Below are 19,022 nucleotides of genomic sequence, written 5' to 3'. Positions count from 1 at the left end.
GAGCGTCACAAGGGTTACGTTGAGCTGCGCGTCCACGTGTCTGTGCCCCCCGCAAAGGAGGACGCATGGGTGCAAATGAGCGGATCCTGCTGTTCATCGCCATCGCTTTCGCGCTGTTCGCCGCAGGGCGCCAATGGCAGAGAATGGCCGACCTGTGGAAAGGGTGGCGCGAAAGCGTCGCCGCGGTTCCCGTCCGACGCAAGGCGGCATGGGGTGGCGTGAAGACGATGATCCGAGTGGGTCTCGTCGCGGCACTGGTGTTCTGGCTGGTGACCAATATCAACTACTTCATGTAGCTTTCGCGCGCCTCCCCGGCGGTTCGGCGCGGTATTCAAGCCGAACCTCTCCCCGAGCTCACCTGCTCACGCCCCGAGATGAGACATGTCGAACCCAGCCGGGATCTCCGGCGGATCGGTCGCTGGCGCGGTCCAGGGCTCCGGCTCGTGGAGGACGCTCTCGTAGTGGCCGAAGAGCTGGTCGCACACCGCGCTCCAGGTGCGGGCGAGCACGGACTCGCGAGCGTTGCCGCTCATACGGACCCGTGTCACCTCATCGGCGGACAGGCGGGCCACGGCCTCCCGCATCTCGGATGGTGCGTCGGGAGGGTAGAGCAGCCCGTTGTGTCCCGGCTGGACCAGATCAAGAGGCCCGCCCGCGGCTGCCGCGACGACCGGGACTCCGGCCGCGAGAGCCTCCTGTACGGCCTGGCAGTACGTCTCGTTCGCTCCGGTGTGCACGAAGATATCGAACGAGGCGAGAATTTCGGACAGATCCTCGCCGGTGCGCAGCCCGCAGAACACGGCGTCCGGCAGGCGCAATCCCCTCGCGGCCGGGCCGTCACCCACGATCACCAGCCGGGTTCCCGGCAGGCCCGCCAGCATGGTCAGCAGATGGACGCGCTTGTCGGCGGCCAGGCGGCCGACGTAGCCGACGATCACCTCACCGCCCGGGGCGAGCTCCCGGCGTAGCCGTTCGGATCGGTGGCGCGGGTTGAAGCGGTCGAGGTCCACGCCGCGGCCCCAGAGCCGGAGCCGGGGGATCCCGTGCTCGGTCAGCTCGGTCATGGTCGCCGAGGAGGGGACGAGCGTCCGGTCAGCCCGGCTGTGGATGTGGCGGAGCCATGACCAGATGGCGCTGTCCGTGCCGCGCATGCCGTACTGGCGGGCGAAGCCGGCGAGGTCGGTCTGGATAGACGGCGACGGCGGGCACGCCGAGCCGGGCCGCGGCCGTCATGCCCGACGCTCCGACGACCGTGGGCGAGGCGAGATGCACGACGTCCGGTTCGAACTCCTCCAGCACGCAGCGGATCTCGCGGCTCGGCAGGCCTACCCGGAACGACCGGTAGAACGGCAGGCGGAACGCCGGGGTGGCGTGGACGGGGAATCCGGCATGGCTCGCCGGGCACGGCCCCGGCGCTATCACCATCGCCTCGTGTCCGTGGGCGGCCAGGTGTTCCAGGACGCGGCAGACCGAGTTCGTCAGGCCGTTCACCTGGGGGAGGAAGGACTCGGAGACGATGGCGACTCTCATGGGCGGGATCTTCCGTAGGGGGAGACGTTCACGATCGCGCTGTCACGCGAGGAGGGGCTGGGCATCGACGCGCCGCAGGATGCCGTCGAGCTCGGCGTGGAACCGGTCGTCGAGCACGGCGGTCTGACCTCGGATCTCGTGCCAGGCCTCGCTGAGGACGAGCCTTCCGAGCGTGGGGAGGAAGTCCCTGGAGCGCCTGACCACCCAGCCGGTGCCCTCGGTGGCCAGCCAGCGCGCGCTCGCCCACGCCGACGGATTCGCGCCGGTGGGCTCCTCGTCCGGCAGGGCGTGTACGGGAAATCCCTCGCGGCCAGCTCGGCGGCGAAGAGACGGGCCAGCATCCGGTGGCCGCGCTCGCTCGGGTGAAGCCGGTCGGCTCCCCACATCCGCCGTTTGTACAGCGCGGGATGGGAGGCCAGGTCCACGTGGACCGTGTCGTACCTGCCGGCCACGTGGTCGACGACCGAGTTGATGGCCCGGCGCAGCGCCGGGTCGTGGCGTTCGGGGGTGAAGTGGGCCAGGTCGACGCCGAGCGGCACGCGTGCCAGGTTGGGCACGCCGAGGCGGCTGAACTCGGCCGCCGCCCATCCCGTCGTGCAGACCACGAGATCGAAGTCGGCCGCGCTCGCCCGGTTGAGCCGGTCCGCCAGCCCGCCGAGCGGAGGCCCGGCTCCGGGCAGGAGGCAGGAGCCGTACAGACGCAAGAGGCCGTCGAGGCTCTCGTGCGACACCATGACCGAGTGGATCCCGCGCGATCGCGCCCACCGGCCGGTCCATCGCAGCGTCGTGCGGTCCGAGACCTCCAGCCGATCGGGTTTCAGGCGGTCGAGGAGCCGGCTCTCGCGCGACGATGACCCGGTAGCCGCCTGTCCCCGGCACGACCGGTCCCGGCACGCTGATGACGCGTCCCGCCGGTGTCTCCCGCTCCCCGGACTCGGCTCCCGGGATCACGAGCAGCGGCTCGTGCCCTGCGGCCGCGTACCCGGCGCCGAGTTCGTTCAAAGCGGTGCGGAGGCCACCCGAACGAGGGGCGACGAAGTTGGCCAGCCGTACGATCCTCATGGTCCATCCCGGGGGAGCGTCAGCGAGAGCACTGCACCTTGCCGAGATGGTGGCGCCGCCGATTACCAGGACAGATAACCCCACATGGCCTGATCTCTAACCTTCTCCGAATACCCGCGTCATATCCGGCGGAGGCATGGGGCGGCTCGGGTCACGGAGGCTCGGATCAAGATCAGGTGAAGTGACCGCAGCGAGTGGGAGATCTTCGCCGTGCCGGGGGTGGCGGCGCCTCCGGAAGGGGGAGACCGCCTCTCACTACCCATCGTGTCCGGACGAGCACATCGTTGTTTCCCGGCACCTAGCCTGGAGGTGGTGACGCGTGCGCTTCTCTGCCGAGGACGCTGCCTGGAGAGAGCTGAGCAGCCAGTACGCCGGACGCTGGTCGATCTGGAGGAGTGACGTGGGCCGCTGGTACGCGACCCGGCTGACGAGATCGCTGTCCCGCGCCGAGATGGACAAGGGCCTGGTCATGACGGCCTCAGGCGAGAGCGCGGAGGAATTGCGCGGCCTTCTCTCCGCTCAGGAGCGGCTGGGAAGCCAGATGATCTCCTCATAAGCGGCGTGCGGGGGTGAGACGCGCGCTGTGCGGGGAATGCGGTGACCACGCGGATCTCGCTTCAGGGAGCGGCCATTGCTCGCGGATGTGGCGCCGGCGGCCCTGCACGCCCTGTGGCGCGCTCTCTCGCTCGCCTTCGCGATGGGGTGGGAGATCCTGTGGGCGCTGATTCTCGGGTTCGCGCTGTCGGCCGCCGTGCAGGCGGTGGTCAGCAAACGTGAGATGGTGCGCCTGCTTCCGGACGGCTCGCCGCGCTCGCTGCTGAAGGCGGCCGGCCTCGGGGCGGCCTCGTCGTCGTGTTCGTACGCGGCGGTCGCGCTGGCCCGGTCGATCTTCGTCAAGGGCGCGAACTTCACGGCGGCGATGGCCTTCGAGATCGCCTCGACCAACCTGGTGATCGAGCTCGGCATCCTGCTGGCGCTGCTGCTGGGCTGGCAGTTCACGCTCGCGGAGTTCGTCGGCGGCCCGCTCATGATCGTCCTGCTCGCGTTGATGTTCCGCGTGTTCCTGCGGCCGCGGCTCGTGGAGAAGGCCCGCGTGATCGCCCGCCGGGGAGTGCAGGGCCGCATGGAGGCTCATGCCCAGATGGACATGAGCGTCGAGCACGGTCCCCTGTGGCGCAGACTCCTCTCGCCACAGGGTCGTACGACTGTCGCGCACTACTTCGTCATGGACTGGCAGGCCGTCTGGATCGATGTCGTGGGCGGGCTGCTGATCGCCGGGGCGCTGGCCGCGTGGGTGCCCGAGTCGTTCTGGCGCTCGTTCTTTCTGACCGGCCATCCGGTGGAGGCCAAGATCTGGGGGCCGCTGGTCGGGCCGCTGGTCGCGGTGGTCAGCTTCGTGTGCTCGATCGGCAACGTCCCGCTCGCGGCCGTCCTGTGGAACGGCGGGATCAGCTTCGGCGGCGTGGTCTCGTTCATCTTCGCCGACCTGATCGTGCTGCCGATCCTGGACATCTATCGCAAGTACTACAGCTGGCGGATGATGGCCTTCCTGACCGTCACCTTCTACGCCGCCATGGTGATCGCGGGGTACGCCGTCGAGGTGCTGTTCGGGCTGCTGGGGCTGATCCCTGCCCAGCGCGCGGCCAAGGTGCTGGAGGCTCACCCGTCGCTCAACTACACGACCGTGCTGAACGTCGTCTTCCTCGTGCTCGCCGCGGCGCTGCTGGTCCGCTTCTTCCGGACGGGCGGCCGGGACATGCTCGCCATGATGCGGAGGCGGCCGAACGACGCGAGCGGCAGATCGAAATGAGAAAATCGCCGGGTGACGGACTCCGCGATTGGACACAGCCCTGAAAACGGCGACGGCCCCCAGACCGGCCCCGGCAACGGCGCCGAGAAAGGGACCGGGACGAGCCCCGATTGCGGGACTGAAACGGGCGCCGGTGTCGGCAGGAGCGTCCCGACCGTCGCGCCGACCGGGACGCAGCACACGATCGCAGCCGGTGGCTACCGGGCCGTCCTGACCGAGGTGGGCGCGGGAATCCGGTCCCTGACTTATGACGACCGCCCGCTTCTCATGGACTACCCCGCCGGCCAGCCGGCGGTCGGAGGGGCGGGGCAGTTACTCCTTCCCTGGCCGAACCGGGTCGAGGACGGCCGCTACGACTTCGACGGCCAGACGAGGCAGCTCGCGATCAGTGAGCCGAGGACGGGTCATGCCACGCACGGGTTCACGCGGTGGCTCCCCTGGACGGTCCTGGCTGAGGACGCCACCTCGATCCGCTTCAGGCTGCGGTTGTTCCCCCAGCTCGGATACCCCCATGTGCTCGATCTCACCGTGGCGTACTCGGTCAGCCCCTCGGGTCTCGAGGTGGAGGTGGCCGCCACGAACGTCGGCGCGAGCGCCGCGCCGTACGGCATGGGCGCCCATCCGTACCTCACGCTCGGCACCGGGCACGTGGACGACGCCGTGGACGACGCCGTGCTGGAGCTGCCCGCGGCCCAGTGGCTGGAGGTCGACGACCGCAAGATCCCGATTGCCCGGCATGGCGTCGAAGGAACGGACTACGACTTCCGTACGGCACGGCCTGTCGGCGGGCTGGCGCTCGACACGCCGTTCACCGGCCTGCGGCGCGACGCCGACGGGCTGGTCCGGGTGCGGCTGCGCTCCGCGGACGCCTCGGCGGACGGTCCCGCGGACGGCTCCGCGGACGGGGCATACGGCGTCGAGTTGTGGGCGGGCGACGGGATCGAGTGGCTGCAGGTCTACACAGGTGACACGCTCCCCGACGGCTACCGCCGGGCCGGGATCGCGGTCGAGCCGATGAGCTGCCCGCCGAACGCGTTCGCGACAGGGGAGGACCTCATCCGGCTCACGCCCGGCGATCATGTCAGCCACCGCTGGGGTGTCCGGGCCTGGCCTGATTCCGCGCGGGCCTGACGTCACCCTCAGGGGTCGAGTCCCGCGTGCTCTCGTCTGAGAGGGCAGTTCGCGAGTTGATGTCCCTTTGTCGTTGGGATCAGCGGGCCATCACGTCGCTCGTCGCCCGGTACGCGCGCGATTCGAAACTGGCCGAGCGGTATTCGTAGTCGCGGACCAGACGACGGTGCAGGGCGCCTCACGATCATTCGAAACACGCCCTAGTCGATCTTGGCCTTTCTGCTCAGCCTCGCGTAGTAGTCCTCAAGCATCATGCGGAGCGCTGGGCGGTCGGTGAGCTGGATCGACTGGACGACGTGGGCCACTTCGGAGCCGCTGAAGGCGGCTTGCTTGCCCTGCCAGATGCGGTCGGTCAACTCGAAGAGGATGTTTCTGGCGATGGCGTCCGGGGCTCCTTTCGAGGCCCAGTCGAAGGAGACGGTGACCGTGGTCGCGGTGGGCGTCGACTCGAAGGTCAGGGGTTGGGTGTCGTCGAGCGTTGCCGGCCGCTGGTGCGCGCCGGGATCGTCCTTGGTGCGCTGCTCCGGAGCGCGGTTGAGCCCGCCTCCCGCCTGGGCGCCGAGCCTGAGGACGAGGTAGTCGTTCACCGCGCTCATCAGGGTTTCGAGCTGGGCGAAGAGCTCTCTCAGCACAGCGGTGAGCAGTGGTCCGGAGTCTGAAGGCAGCGGCGGCAGTCCGCGCAGCTCCCCGGCGGTGATCCGCCCGTTCGCGGCCAGGCCGATCAGGTCGTAGACGCGGACCCAGGCGCGGACCACCCGTGAGCACATCAGCGCGTGCACCTGCGCCAGCGAGTCGCCCGCACCGTCCCGGAGCGCCTCGACCTCACCGGCGTTGAGCTGACCCGGCATTCCGCCGATCAGGTCGATGACCACCTGCTCGTAGTTGCCCGCGTTGAGGAGAGCCAGCTTCGGCGGCAGCAAGTAGTGGGCGTGGGCGTCGCGGTAGGCGAAGTCGACAGTGGGCTCCACCGCGAGCGTGTGCGAACCCTCGTGCACCAGCGTGGAGGCAGCCTTCACGTCGGACATGAGGTGCGGGCGAAACTCGGAGGACAGGTCGATGCATGCGACCGCGCCGCTGCCCCGCCCGAGCGCCCCCATCGAGCGGGGCAGCGCCGGATTGTAGAGCATCCCCTTGCTCTTGCCGTCTGAGCGGGCATGGATGGCCTGCAGCTGCTGCAGGATCTCCCGGAACCGGGGGACGGCCGCCGCGGCCTCGTCCCCGAAGCAGGTCCGCACACTCGCCATCGCTCGCGGCGAACCAGTCTCGATCGGGCGGACCACCTTCTCCTCGACCAGTTTCAGCAGCCGGATGATCCACGGGCTCCCTGCCACCGGTGGAAAATCCTCCGCCGGCTGCTGTGCCTGGGTGGCTGCGGGAGCGAGAAGCTGGTTGAGGTCAGTGATGAACTGCGGCAGCTCGGCCGCCCTGCGTCGTGCCGTACCCTCCTTGGCCTCCCCGGGAGGGATGAGGTTGAGCTTGCTCCACTGGACGATGAGCCGCTGGTAGGAGTCGCCACGCGTGGCCTGCTTCGCGAGGGCAGCATCGATCAGCCGACGGTAGGAGGCGTAGACATTGTTCTCGTTTGCCGTGATCTGCTTGAGCAACGCGGGAGTGGGAACTGGGATCATGCCACCGTTGTAATCCCCCGGGATCGGTTGCCGATTGCCAAGCGCTTGCAGGAGGCGACATATCGGTGGACGCTTTGTGCGCTATTCCTGCCCATGCCGCAACACGTCGCTTTGGCAGGCCGGAACAAACAGTCATGACCTCGCGAAACGCCCTCTGAGAAGTCGAGCCTCGCCTGAGGCGTCCGGCGGTGTGCTGACAGAGTGAGAGCGCACGCACGTGTCCCGGCGAGACGGGCGGCCGAGTGCTGATCTCCGGCCGCGCTGCGGCGGAGCCTTCCGTGATACAGATCACAGGAACCGGGCAGGCGCAACGGGACAGGTCCCTATCTGGGCATGAGTGACTACCTGCTCACCGACTCCGACAGGGGCGAAGCCGGGACGATGCTGAGCGCCGCCGCCGTCGTCACCCAGAAGGTCGTCGACGAGGCGGGTGGAACCGAATGACGACCTGACCGAGGTCCGGCCCTCGGCCCAGCCGCTCCGCCACCTGACGTCTCGTTCAAGGGTTCCGTTCCGCTGGGGGGATGGGCTGCCGGGGGCGGAAGTGGGCGAGCACCGTCGCCGCGATCTCCTCGGGGGTGTGCGCCGACGTGTCCACGCTCAGGTCGGCCACCTCCTGGAAGTGGCCCAGTCGGCGGGCGCGCTGCTCGGTCAGCATCTCCACCAGGTCGGGCTTGAAGTGCGGCCGGTGGGGGCTCGATTTCATCCGTTCGGCGAGGACTTCCGGTGGCCCGTCGAGGAACACCACGAACGCCGGAGCCAGCGCCTTCCTGGACTCCGGGTCATCGACCGTGCTCGCCGCCGCGGCGATCACCGGCACCGGATCGGCGGCCAGGGCCTCCCTCAGCACCAGTGCCTCTCGCGCGTGCAACTCGTCGGCGCCCAGGTCAAGGGCCATCATGGCGGCCGTCGCACCGTACCGGGCCGTGAGGTCGGCATCGCTGTCCCGCATGGGACGGCCGAGCGCATCGGCCACGAGTCTGGACACCGTGCTCTTCCCCGCGCCCATGAGGCCCATCACCACTACGGGTATATCGGTCATGAAACCCATGCTGCCCGGCGATCCCGCGCACACGCCGAAGTTTGAGATTCGTGGAGGGGATAGAGCAAAGGGCGAAGGAGGGATTCGCCATGACCATCGCCGGAAGCATCATTCTCATCATGCTGGGGGCCATCCTCACCTGGGCAGTCGATTTCGCGGTCGCGGGCATCGACATCCAGGTGATCGGGGTGATCCTCATGGTGGGCGGGCTGGCCGGGCTGCTCTTCGGCATCTGGCGGCTGACCACGGTACGCCGAACCGCCACCATCACCCCCGCCGTCCCCGTCGACGAGGCGACCACTCACCGCCACGTCTACGAGGAGCGGCGCTACACCGACCCGATCTGAGACCACCCGCGGACGGGAGCCGCGTGCCGCCGGTCACGACGCGCTCCCGCTCGCCGGGCTCCGAACGGAGGAACGATCATCATGCCAGGACGCAAGGAACTGCCGTCGACCCTGGAGCGCTCCCCGAAGGAGGCCCAGGAGACATGGATCAAGGCCCACGACTCCGCCGTCAAGACGTACGGCGAGGGTGAGCGAGCCCACCGGACCGCGTTCGCCGCGCTCAAGCACTCCTTCGAGAAGGTCGGCGACCACTGGGAGAATAAGGCCAGGCGCGGCCCTTCGGACGAGCAGGCGGCGAAGAGCACTCCCAAGGCCGGGGAGACCGCCGAGGGTGTGAACGCGAACGCGTCCAAGCAGCATCTCTACGAGACGGCCGCCCGTCTCGGCGTCACGGGGAGGTCCAGGATGACCAAGGAGGAACTCGTGGACGCGATCAAGAAGGCCAACCGCCGAGCGACCGCCAAGGCCCGCTGACACCACGGCGAGCGTGGATACCTCGCCGCGCTGAGACCGCCGCGCTGAGGCTGCGACGCGCTGAGGCCGGGACGCGGGTTGTGCGGATCCGCCGGACCGGGCCGATCGCGGCCGGGTGGCGCGACGCCCTACCCGGCCGCGGTCGCGGCAAAGGCCCTACCGTAGGCCCTCCCATGCGGGCCAAGGCCTATCGGCTCCAGGGCTTTCGTGAGATGTACGGCACGGATGCGCGAAACTCAGCGGACCATGTTCCGTACGGCTTCGCGGATGGCCTGGCGGTCGATGCCGGCGTCGGCGAGTTGCTCCTCCGAGGTGGCGGAGCCAGGCAGACCGGAGACGGCGAGCTTCACGACCTGGACCGGCAGGTCGGCGAGCGCCGACAGCACGGCGTCGCCGAGACCGCCCTCCGGCCAGTGGTCCTCGACGGTGACGACCCTGCCCGTAGCGTTGGCCATGATCCGCAGCTCGTCCGAGTCGAGCGGTTTGACGGAGTAGGCGTCCACCACGGTCACCGAGATGCCGTCCTCCTCCAGGAGTTCGGCCGCGGCCTGAGCCTCGTGGACGGTGATCCCCGCCCCGACGATCGTGGCGTGACCGCCCGTCCGGAGCACCTTGCACCCGCCCACCGGAAACGTCTCCTGCGGGCCGTAGATGACCGGGGTCTCGCCCCTGGTCGTACGCAGGTAGCTCACGCCGTCCAGGTCGGCCATCTCCGCCACCAGCCGGGCTGTCTGGTTGGCGTCGCACGGGTAGAGGACCGTGCTGCCGTGGACGGCCCGGAACGCGGCCAGATCCTCCAGGCCCATCTGAGACGGCCCGTCCTCGCCGATCGACACGCCGCCATGGGAGCCGACCAGGCGGATGCCGGCGCGGCTGATCGCGGCCATTCGCACGAAGTCGTACGCCCTGGTCAGGAAGGCGGCGAATGTGGCGGCGTACGGCTTCCAACCTCGCGCCTGCATGCCGATCGCGGCCGCGACCATCTGCTGTTCGGCGATGTAGCACTCGAAGAACCGCTCGGGGTGGGCCTTGGCGAACGTCTCCAGCTTCGTCGAGTCGGCCACCTCGCCGTCGAGCGCGACGACGTCCCCCCGGGCGGTCCCGAGCGCGGCGAGCGCCTCGCCGAAGGCCGTGCGCGTCGCCACCCGCTCACCCACCTCATAGGTCGGCAGTGTCAGCGCGCCCTCCGCGAAGCCGTACGGCTGGCTGACCCCGAGCGGCCGGTTCAGCGGGACGGTGACGCTCCTCGGGCCGCCCAGCTCGGAGATCGCCTGCTCGGCGTCCTGGAGCGGTTTGCCGTGCTTGCCCTCCCTGTCCTCGACGGCGGAGACGCCGAAGCCCTTGCAGGTCCTGGCCAGGATGGCGGTCGGACGGCGGCGGGTGCTCAACGCGTCGCCCAGCGCGTAGTCGATCTGCCCCGGGTCGTGGCCGTCGATCTCGATGGTGTGCCAGCCGAAGGCGGCGATACGCCGGGCGTACGCCCCGAGGTCCCAGCCGTGCCGGGTCGGCCCACGCTGTCCCAGCCGGTTCACGTCGATGATCGCGGTCAGGTTCGCCAGGCCCTGGTGCCCCGCGTGCTCGAACGCCTCCCACATGGAGCCCTCGGCCAGCTCGCTGTCGCCGCAGAGCACCCAGACGTGGTACGGCAGGCGGTCGAGCTTGCGGCCGGTCAGCGCGAGGCCCACGCCGACCGGCAGCCCGAAGCCGAGCGAGCCGGTGGCCACGTCGACGAACGGCAGCCGTGGGGTGGGGTGGCCCTCCAAGCGGCTCCCGTGAGCCCGGAACGTCAGCAACTCCTCGTCCGTGATCACGCCCGCGGCCTTCAGCATCGCGTAGAGAAGGGGAGAGGCGTGCCCCTTGGAGAAGATCAGGTGGTCGTTCGCCGGGTTGGCGGGATCGGTGAGGTCCAGGCGGAGATGGCGGGCGAGAAGCACGGCCATGAGCTCGGCGGCCGACATCGAGGACGTCGGATGGCCGGAACCGGCCGCCGCCGAGGCGCGCACCGAGTCCACGCGCAATTGGGCCGCGAGCTCACACAGAAAGCGATAGTCAGGCTCGTCCATCGCCCCCGACTACCCCGCCATACGCCTTCATATTCCATCGAAATGCCCACAACAGCGGCATGCCGGCCCCGCGAAGCCGGCAGACTCAGCGGCGTCGCAGCGCCGCCCAGCCGGCGGCGGTCTCCGCGCGGGTTGAGCGGCGAAGGTGTCAGTGACGGCGGTCTCGGTGGTGGTCGTCTCGGTGGCGGTCGTCTCGGTGGCGGCGGTCTCCGCGCGGGTTGAGCGGCGGCAGCCTCAGTGGCGGCGGCGGAGGGCGTATGCGGCGGCCGCCGCCAGCCCCGCCGCTCCGGCCGTCACCAGGCGGCGGTGCTGGGACATCCACACCTGCACGCTGCGCTGGTGAGAACGGTCGTCGAAGCTGCCATGGGCGCCGTAGTCCCGCTCGTCGTCGGCCGGTTCCCACAGGTTCGACACCCCGGTGGGGGCCTTGCCCTCGATCTGCTGCGACTTGACCCCGGTCCTGCCGAGGTAGCGGTCGAGCAGGCCCGGCACGAACTTCTCCGCCATGATGGTGGCCGCCGTGGTCGCGCCGACCCAGTATTCCCTCCGCTCGGGATGCTCGGCGGCGAACAGCACCGCCCGGGCGGCGACCTCCGGCTGGTAAATAGGCGGCACCGGCTGGGGGTGGCGGCGAACGCGGGTCAGCCCCCAGTCGAACTGCGGCGTGTTGAGCGCCGGGAGCTGCACCATCGTGATCTTCACTCCCGAGTCTTCGGCGAACAACTCGGTCCTGACCGACTCGGTGAAGCCCTTGATCGCATGCTTGGCCCCGCAGTACGCCGACTGCAGTGGGATGGCGCGGTAGGCCAGGGCCGACCCGGCCTGCACGATTACGCCCTTGTCGCGGGGCTTCATCACCTCCAGAGCCGCCCGGGTGCCCCAGACATAGCCGAGGTAGGTGACCTGGGTCGTCCGCTCGAACTCCTCAGGCGTGATCTCCATGAACGGCGCGAACACCGTGGTGAAGGCGACGTTGATCCAGACGTCGATGGGGCCCAGCTCGGCCTCGATCCGCTGGGCGGCACGCCGCACCTCGTCGTAATTCGCCACGTCGGCGCTGAAGACCTTGGCGCTTCCACCTCCGACGCCGACCTCGACGGCGGCGCCGGCCAACCCGGCCTCGCCCCGCGCGATCAGGGCCACGATGGCGCCCTGATCGCCGAGCTGCCGGACGACCGCCCGGCCCACCCCGCCGCTGGCTCCCGTCACCACGACGACCTTGTCGCTCAGGCTCACGGTCTCACCCTCTCGATTCGGGGCCGCCGCCGAGGCTTCGCTGCCTCCGCACGGCCAGCACCATGTCGGCGATCACTACCACCGCGATCACCAGCACGACCGCGGTCAGCCACCACAGGTGGACGAGGGCCGACAGGAGGCCGACCCCGACGCAGAACACCAACGCGAACGAGCCGATCCGGACGTGGATCACGTCCTTCGGCGTCGCCGGCACCATGGGCTTTCCAGTCGGTGATCGCTGTTCCTCAGTCATGGGCGGCCCCCTACCCTCGAATCCTGTTCACTATCGCCGTGGTGGACAGGTCCGGGACGTACCCCAGCACCCGCACCTCGCCACCCAGCTCCCTGACCAGGTCCGCCTCCGGGACCATGGCGGGGTGGTAGTCGCCGCCCTTGACGTAGAGGTCGGGCCGGACGAGCCGCAGGAGCTCCTCCGGGCTGTCCTCGTCGAAGACGGCGATGTAGTCCACGCAGCCCAGAGCCGCCAGCACGGCCACCCTGTCCTCGCAGGTGTTGATCGGCCGCCCGGAGCCCTTCAGCCGGGCGACGCCGTCGTCGCTGTTGACGGCCACCACGAGCACGTCCCCGAGGCGGGCCGCCTCCTCCAGGCAGGCCACGTGACCCCGGTGCAGCACGTCGAAACAGCCGTTGGTGAAGACGACGCGCCTGCCCTCGGCCCGGTCACGGGCGATCCGTCCGGCCAGTTGGTCCGGGGAGAGCGCGATGTCCGGCCGCAGGACGCCCAGCAGGTCCTCCCTGGTGCAGACCGCCGTCCCCGGACGGTTGACGACCACGCTCGCCGCCGCCTGCGCGACGTCGGCGGCCGTCTCCTCGTCCGTCCCGACGGCCAGGCAGAGCGCGAACGTCGCCGTGAACGTGTCGCCCGCGCCGATGCTCATCGTGTCCGGCGCGGGTGTCGCATGAGTCCTGTACGGCTCTCGCCCCCATCTGTGCAGGAGCGTTCCCTCGTCGTCGAGCGTCGTGACCACCGACTCGGCGCCGGTGGCGTCGAGCAGGCGCTCCGACTGGGCGGAGAGGAAGCCGACGCGGTCGGCGTGGCCGTTCTCGCCGAGGAGCCGGGCGACCTCGGCGTAGTTGGGCAGCACGGCCTTCGCGTGGCAGTCCCGCCACCTGCCGGCGTCGTGCGCGTCCACCACCAGAATCGGCCCTCGGCCCCCTTGGGTCAGCTCGCACACGACCTGCCGTACGGCCGGGGTGCAGACACCGCCGCCGTAGTCACACGCGATGATCACGTCGGCGCCGGCCGCGAGCGTGACGAGCTGATCGATCATCCCGCGCTCGGCGGCCTCCGAGAGCGGCGAGCCGTCCTCCTCGTCATAACGGGCCACGATCCGGCCGTCGGTGAGCACCCGGCGCTTGACCGAGGTCCGCCTGCTCCGGACGATCACCAGGCCCTCTATGTCGAGCCGTCCCAGGGTGGCGTTGAGCGTGGCCCCGGCGGGATCGGCCCCGGTCACCCCGACCAGGTGGACCCGCGCGCCGAGGGCGGCCAGGTTCACGGCGGCGTTGGCCGCGCCGCCGGGCTGGTCCTCGATCTCCTCCACCGCGACCACCGGGACGGGCGCCTCCTGCGCCATCCGGTCGCTGTGGCCGCGCAGCCACGAGTCGAGCATGACGTCCCCGACCACGACGGCCGTGACATCACCGAAACGGTTGAGCGTCTCCTCCGTCATAAAGGGGCGGCTACCCGGAGAAGCCGGAGGGAAACGGCGGCCACTCGCCCGGCCCCACCCCGGCGGCGGTCCGCACCGTGTTTGCGTGGAGGTTCATGGGGTAGCCGGGACGAGTATCGCGGCACGGTCGCCGCCGGGGGCAGGGGCGGCCGGGACGAGCAGCAAATGGGGAGGTTTCGGCCGGAACCGGTGCGGTACAGGGCCGCATGGAGTGGGGGGTGCGTATGGGCGACCGCATGAGCCTGATGACGGCAGACGTCCTGATGAGGGCGGACGGTCCGATGACGACAGCCGGTCTGAGCGCGTCGGGCGGCATGGTGGCGGCTGGCGGGCGGGTGCCATGACGGCGCTGCTGGTCGAAGGCGTCGAACGGATCGCCGTGCTGAGGGCCAACGCCCTGGGCGACCTCCTGCTCGCCCTGCCCGCCATGGAAGCGTTGAGAAGGGCGTATCCCTCCGCGAAGATCACTTTGCTGGGGCGGGAGTGGCACGCCCGGTTCCTGCGGAATCGTCCGGGCCCCGTGGACGAGGTGGTGGCCCTCCCGGCGATCTCAGGTGTGACCGCCGACGGATCCGAGGCTCCCGGCGAGATCTATGATGACCTGCGCGCACGCAGATTTGACGTCGCGGTGCAGATGCACGGCGGCGGGCGCAACTCCAACCCCTTCATCCGCCGGCTGGGGGCGGCGCTGACGGCCGGGCTGTGCACGCCGGATGCCGAGCGGCTCGACAGGTGGGTTCCCTATATCCATTACCAGCATGAGACGTTGCGTTATCTGGAGGTCGCCGGGCTTCTCGGCGCGGGAACCTGCGACGTCGAGCCTCGAGTGGCCGTCATCCGGGAGGACTGGGCCGAGCTGAACCAGACTCTCGGCAGGCTGCCCCGGGGCCTGGTGGCGATCCACCCGGGAGCGGGGGACCCCCGCCGTCGCTGGCCGCCGGAGCGGTTCGCCGAGGTGGCCGACCGCCTGGGGCGGCCGGTCGTCGTGACCGGCACCGAGGCGGAGCGGGACGTCGTCGAGCAGACTCTGGCCGCGATGAAGCGGCCCGCCAGAGCCGTGATCGACGAGCTGTCGCTGGGTGGGCTCACCGCGCTCTACGCCGCCTGCGACCTGCTCGTCTCGAACGACACCGGGCCGCGTCACCTGGCCGCCGCCACCGGGACGCCGACCGTGGGCGTCTACTGGTGCGGCAATCTGATCAACTGGGGCCCGCTGAGCAGGCGCCTGCACCGGCCGCTGATCTCGTGGACCACGCGCTGCCCGACCTGCGGCAGGGACGGCACGAGCCCCGGCATCGAGGACTGCGGGCATCGCTCGGCTTCCTGGGTCGGTGACGTGATCGTGGACGACGTGCTCGACCAAGCTCAGGATCTCCTCCGATGACGGCGTCCAGGGCGGCTCGGGCCAAGGCGTCGGGCCGATCAGGAAAGGCGGCGAAGGCGGGAGAGCCGGCTCGATCGGCGAAGAGCCCCGGGAGGGCGTCGGCGGCGATCTCCACGAAGAGCGTGAGGAGGGCGGGGGGAAGGGCGTCCACGGGACCTTCCGGGAAGGTATCGAGGAAAGCACTGGCGAAGGCGTTCGAGGCTCCCGCGATCACGTTGCGTCCAAGTGATCCGAACGAGCCCGGCATCAGGCGGCGGCGGCACGGGCGCGGGTTCGGCTACACCTGGGCCTCCGGACGGCCGGTCAGGGATGCCTCGACGCTGCGGCGGATCAGGTCGCTGGCCATCCCGCCCGCCTGGACCGACGTGTGGATCTGCGGGTCTCCCGACGGGCATCTCCAGGCCGTGGGGACAGACTCGGCCGGCCGTCGTCAGTACCGGTATCACGACGTGTGGCGCCGGCAGCAGGACGAGGCCAAGTTCGATCACGTGCTGTCGATGGCCAAGCGGCTCCCGGCCTTCCGGGAGCGGGTGGCCAAGGACCTCCAGGGCGACGGGCTGAACCGTGAACGGGTGCTCGCCGCCGCCGCGAGGATGCTCGACATCGGCTTCTTCCGTGTCGGCGGCGAGGAGTACACCGACTCGTACGGCCTGGCCACCCTGCGGACCTCGCACGTCAAGTGCCGTGACGGCAAGGTGGTGTGCAAATACCTCGCCAAGGGCCGCAAGGAGCGGGAGCAGGTGCTGGCCGACTCCGATGTCTGCGCCGTCGTCGGCGCGCTGTCCAATCACAGGGGTGAGCTGCTCCGCTACCAGACCGATGAGGGCTGGGCCGACGTCCGCAGCGCCGACATCAACGCCTACCTGAGGGACGTGTTCGGCACGGAGGTCACGGCCAAGGACTTCCGCACCTGGCACGCGACCGTCCTGGCCGCCGTGGGCCTCGCCGTATCCAAGCCGGTGCACAGCACGGCGGGACGGAAGAAGGCGGTCTCCAGGGTGATGACCGAGGTGTCCGAATATCTCGGCAACACCCCGGCCGTGGCCCGCGCGTCCTACGTGGACCCCCGCCTCGTCGAGCTCTACGAGCGCGGGAAGACGATCCCGCTCGAAGGGCTCGGCAAGGACACCGGCCAGGGGCAGCTCGCCACCCATGGCCCGGTGGAGGAGGCCGTCATCGCACTCCTGCGCCGAGAGCGCGTTCGGCGGCCTTGAGGACCTCAGCCGGCAGGACGTCGTCCGTGACGTCGGTGCTCCGCTGGAGTGACTGCCGCGGCGACCCGGGCGATGACGGGCAGAACGTCTGGAGGAGGGTCTGATGCTTACGGCTCCCACCGGACCTCTCGCCGGATTGGGCCGAGCGCGCCGATCCCTGCTGGCCGAGGACGACCACCGACGGCGTGCCGTACGACGTGGCGAGCTGGGCCATCCCGGCGTCGCCGCTGATCACCAGCCGCGCCCCGGCGACCAGGGCGCACAGCTCACGCAGGGACGTGCGGCCCGCGAGCACGATCTGCGGGGGCAGCACGGCCTGCGTCGCGACGAGCAGCGCCATCGGCCGCTCCCGGCGGCTGCCCGTGATCACCACGGGCAGCCCCTCGCCCGCGATGGCCCGCGCGACGGCGGCGAACCGCTCGGGCGGCCAGCGCCGCGCCACGTCGAGCCCGCCGGGATGGATCACGACGGCCCCGGGCGCGGGGCTGGCGACCATCGGGGTCGGCAGCCGGAGATCCTCCGGGTCGGCCGGCACGCCGTACCACTCGACCAGGCGGCACCACCGGAGCACGTCGGGCTCGGACGGGTCCCACCGCGGGCCCTTGACCCAGGGCAGGCTGGGGTTGGCGTACGCCCACAGCCGGCGTGGCCGGAGGTCGTGGAGGACCTGGTGACTCTTCGGGCCGCTGCCGTGCAGGTTGATCGCCAGGTCCGGCATGAGCGGCGGATGGTCGGATTCCTCCTCACCCGGGCCCGGCCACGAGAGGGAGGCCAGGCCGTACGTCGGGAGAATCCTGTCCACGGCCCCGGTCAGCGCGGCGAGCTCGCTGAGCTCGGGCGGGGTGGCGAGGACCACCCGGATCCCTCCACGCCGCAGGGCGCGGAGCGCGGGCACCGCGGTCAGCAGGCCGCCGATGCCCATTGAGCGGAGAACAAGAGCCGTCACCGCCACGATCTGTCCTCCGGCGCGTACGTGTCGATCAGTCGTTCTGAGAGTTGTCGTCCTGAAAGCTTTACGAGGTCCACGAGTTCTACGAGCGGTGATCTCAAGAGGCGTTCCTTTCGAGGGTCCGGGAGGAAAGGACCCCGTTGTAGATCGCCAGCGTCTCCGAGGCGATCCGGTCCCAGCTGTACCTGACCTTGGCCCGGTCCGCTCCCGCGATGCCGTACGCGGTGCGCAGCACGGGGTCGTCGAGGAGCTTCCGCAGCGCCCTGGCCAGCACCAACGGCTTCCGCGGCGGGACGAGCACGCCGGTCACGCCGTGGACGACGGTCTCCTTCTGGCCGCCCACGGCCGAGGCCACGACGGGGACCCCACAGGCCATCGCCTCAAGGGCCACCATGCCGAACGGCTCGTACCACGGGACCGAGACGACGGCGGACGCCGAGCGCATCAGCCCGGGGAGCGCCTCCCGGCCGACCTGCCCCAGGAAGCGCACCCGGGCGCCGACGCCCGCCTGGGCCGCCGTCCAGCGCAGCCGGGTCACCTCGGGGTCGCGGTGCAGCGCCGAGCTGGGGGGGCCGCCCGCGATCACCAGCTCGGCGTCCCTGAGGTACCGCAGAGCCTCGATGGTCGTGTCGACACCCTTGCGCGGCACGAGGCGGCCGACCGACAGCAGCCGCGGCCTCGTTTCACGGTGACGACCCGGCCGCTTCAGCGGCGCCACGCGGGAGTTGAACATGCCGGCGTCGACGCCACAGGGCACGATGTGGGTCGCCCGGCGTGGCACGCCCATCCGGATCAGCTCGTCCACCTCGTCGCGGCAGGTCGCGATGATCGCGTCGACCCGGTGCCCGATCCCGGCCTCGGCCCTGATCCGGTCACGCGGGCTGGTGTCCGCCGGGCCCTGGTGGCGCCGTTTCACGTTGCCCAGCGCGTGGTAGGTGTGGACGACCGGGACGCGGAGCTCCTCGGCCGCGGCCAGCGTGGCGAGGCCGCTCATCCAGAAGTGGCTGTGCGCGATGTCCGGCCGGTCGAACAGCCACCGGTCGTGCAGCCACTTCCCGAACTCCGGAATCCAGGGCGGGATCTCGTCCTTGGGGATCTCCTTGGCCGGGCCCGCCGGCACGTGGACGACGTTGAGCCTGGGGCCGAACGCGACCGACTCGGGAAGGTCGGGGCTGTCCTTGCGTGTGTAGACGGTGACCTCGTGCCCCTGCCCGGCGATTTCCCGGGCCAGCGCGGCGACGTGGACGTTCTGGCCGCCAGCGTCCACGCCGCCAAGGGTGGCCAGTGGACTGGCGTGTTCGGAGACCATTGCTACCTTCACCGGGGTACCTCCATGAGTGGGAGTGGCGAGTACCCGGCTCGGGGGTCATGGAGTCCAGGTGTGAATGCCCGGAAACCGGACAGATCGGCGCAGCCTGCGGGGAGACGGCGCTGCGCGGCGGGCGGCTGTGTACGGCC

At 70.3% G+C, this 19,022-nt stretch carries 18 protein-coding genes and 1 pseudogene; 8 read left to right on the top strand and 11 right to left on the bottom strand.

Annotated features, from left to right (window positions below; genetic code table 11):
* Positions 1–65 precede the first annotated feature (65 nt).
* Positions 66–296, top strand: a complete 231-nt coding sequence (locus N5079_RS25035) for a hypothetical protein (RefSeq protein WP_261586493.1) — start codon at positions 66–68, stop codon at positions 294–296.
* A 66-nt stretch (positions 297–362) separates the two neighbouring features.
* On the opposite strand, the gene N5079_RS25030 is transcribed toward N5079_RS25035, so the two are convergent.
* The 3 genes and pseudogenes from N5079_RS25030 to N5079_RS25020 all read right to left on the bottom strand — a co-directional run.
* Positions 363–1,151, bottom strand: a complete 789-nt coding sequence (locus tag N5079_RS25030) for a glycosyltransferase (protein ID WP_261586491.1) — start codon at positions 1,149–1,151, stop codon at positions 363–365.
* The gene (locus N5079_RS25025; protein WP_261586489.1) at positions 1,093–1,530 is read right to left on the bottom strand and encodes a glycosyltransferase; all 438 of its coding nucleotides are present in this window, start codon (positions 1,528–1,530) and stop codon (positions 1,093–1,095) included. The genes N5079_RS25030 and N5079_RS25025 overlap by 59 nt, the downstream gene beginning before the upstream one ends.
* Positions 1,527–2,369, bottom strand: a pseudogene (locus tag N5079_RS25020) (glycosyltransferase); the annotation flags it as partial. The gene N5079_RS25025 and the pseudogene N5079_RS25020, both read right to left, overlap by 4 nt.
* Positions 2,370–2,911: 542 nt before the next feature.
* Here N5079_RS25020 and N5079_RS25015 point away from each other — a divergent pair.
* The 3 genes from N5079_RS25015 (at position 2,912) to N5079_RS25005 (ending at position 5,533) form a co-directional block, all read left to right on the top strand.
* Positions 2,912–3,148, top strand: a complete 237-nt coding sequence (locus N5079_RS25015; protein WP_261586487.1) for a hypothetical protein — start codon at positions 2,912–2,914, stop codon at positions 3,146–3,148.
* 75 nt (positions 3,149–3,223) lie between these two features.
* On the top strand, positions 3,224–4,402 hold the full coding sequence (locus tag N5079_RS25010; protein WP_261586486.1) for a permease: 1,179 nt from the start codon (positions 3,224–3,226) through the stop codon (positions 4,400–4,402).
* A 12-nt stretch (positions 4,403–4,414) separates the two neighbouring features.
* Positions 4,415–5,533 carry an aldose 1-epimerase family protein gene (locus tag N5079_RS25005; protein ID WP_261586485.1) on the top strand — a complete coding sequence of 373 codons (1,119 nt, stop codon included), beginning with the start codon at positions 4,415–4,417 and terminating at the stop codon, positions 5,531–5,533.
* A 200-nt stretch (positions 5,534–5,733) separates the two neighbouring features.
* Here the strand turns inward: N5079_RS25005 and N5079_RS25000 are convergent, their stop codons facing one another.
* Positions 5,734–7,161: a M35 family metallopeptidase gene (locus N5079_RS25000; protein ID WP_261586484.1), complete on the bottom strand. Its 1,428-nt coding sequence runs from the start codon at positions 7,159–7,161 to the stop codon at positions 5,734–5,736.
* Between the two features lie 499 nt (positions 7,162–7,660).
* Entirely contained in the window at positions 7,661–8,203 is a 543-nt protein-coding gene (locus N5079_RS24995; protein ID WP_261586483.1) for a shikimate kinase, read from the bottom strand.
* 89 nt (positions 8,204–8,292) lie between these two features.
* Between N5079_RS24995 and N5079_RS24990 the strand changes: the two genes are divergently transcribed.
* Together N5079_RS24990 and N5079_RS24985 are read left to right on the top strand one after the other, a co-directional pair.
* Positions 8,293–8,550 (top strand): DUF6458 family protein, encoded by a 258-nt coding sequence (locus tag N5079_RS24990; protein WP_261586482.1) that lies wholly within the window; start codon positions 8,293–8,295, stop codon positions 8,548–8,550.
* 81 nt (positions 8,551–8,631) lie between these two features.
* Positions 8,632–9,024: a ChaB family protein gene (locus tag N5079_RS24985; protein WP_261586481.1), complete on the top strand. Its 393-nt coding sequence runs from the start codon at positions 8,632–8,634 to the stop codon at positions 9,022–9,024.
* A 236-nt stretch (positions 9,025–9,260) separates the two neighbouring features.
* On the opposite strand, the gene N5079_RS24980 is transcribed toward N5079_RS24985, so the two are convergent.
* The 4 genes from N5079_RS24980 to rfaE2 form a co-directional block, all read right to left on the bottom strand.
* Positions 9,261–11,087: a transketolase gene (locus tag N5079_RS24980; RefSeq protein ID WP_261586479.1), complete on the bottom strand. Its 1,827-nt coding sequence runs from the start codon at positions 11,085–11,087 to the stop codon at positions 9,261–9,263.
* A gap of 234 nt (positions 11,088–11,321) precedes the next feature.
* The gene (locus N5079_RS24975; RefSeq protein ID WP_261586583.1) at positions 11,322–12,317 is read right to left on the bottom strand and encodes an SDR family oxidoreductase; all 996 of its coding nucleotides are present in this window, start codon (positions 12,315–12,317) and stop codon (positions 11,322–11,324) included.
* 10 nt (positions 12,318–12,327) lie between these two features.
* On the bottom strand, positions 12,328–12,576 hold the full coding sequence (locus N5079_RS24970; RefSeq protein ID WP_261586478.1) for a hypothetical protein: 249 nt from the start codon (positions 12,574–12,576) through the stop codon (positions 12,328–12,330).
* 10 nt (positions 12,577–12,586) lie between these two features.
* Positions 12,587–14,017: a D-glycero-beta-D-manno-heptose 1-phosphate adenylyltransferase gene (rfaE2, locus tag N5079_RS24965; protein ID WP_261586477.1), complete on the bottom strand. Its 1,431-nt coding sequence runs from the start codon at positions 14,015–14,017 to the stop codon at positions 12,587–12,589.
* A 340-nt stretch (positions 14,018–14,357) separates the two neighbouring features.
* On the opposite strand from rfaE2, the gene N5079_RS24960 reads away from it, so the two are divergent.
* Entirely contained in the window at positions 14,358–15,401 is a 1,044-nt protein-coding gene (locus N5079_RS24960) for a glycosyltransferase family 9 protein (protein WP_261586476.1), read from the top strand.
* Positions 15,402–15,616: 215 nt separating this feature from the next.
* Entirely contained in the window at positions 15,617–16,615 is a 999-nt protein-coding gene (locus tag N5079_RS24955; protein WP_261586474.1) for a DNA topoisomerase IB, read from the top strand.
* Here N5079_RS24955 and N5079_RS24950 read toward each other — a convergent pair.
* Both N5079_RS24950 and N5079_RS24945 read right to left on the bottom strand, forming a co-directional pair.
* Positions 16,575–17,561, bottom strand: a complete 987-nt coding sequence (locus N5079_RS24950; RefSeq protein WP_261586473.1) for a glycosyltransferase family 9 protein — start codon at positions 17,559–17,561, stop codon at positions 16,575–16,577. The two genes, N5079_RS24955 and N5079_RS24950, sit on opposite strands and share 41 nt — an antisense overlap.
* Before the next feature lie 100 nt (positions 17,562–17,661).
* Positions 17,662–18,885 carry a glycosyltransferase gene (locus N5079_RS24945; protein WP_261586472.1) on the bottom strand — a complete coding sequence of 408 codons (1,224 nt, stop codon included), beginning with the start codon at positions 18,883–18,885 and terminating at the stop codon, positions 17,662–17,664.
* Positions 18,886–19,022: the final 137 nt, after the last annotated feature.

The sequence above is a fragment of the Planotetraspora sp. A-T 1434 genome, from assembly GCF_025420585.1.
In the GTDB taxonomy this organism is placed as follows: Bacteria; Actinomycetota; Actinomycetes; order Streptosporangiales; family Streptosporangiaceae; genus JAOEGB01.
The sequence above is the reverse complement of the archived record's forward strand: the minus strand, read 5'-3'. Positions and strand labels throughout refer to the sequence as shown.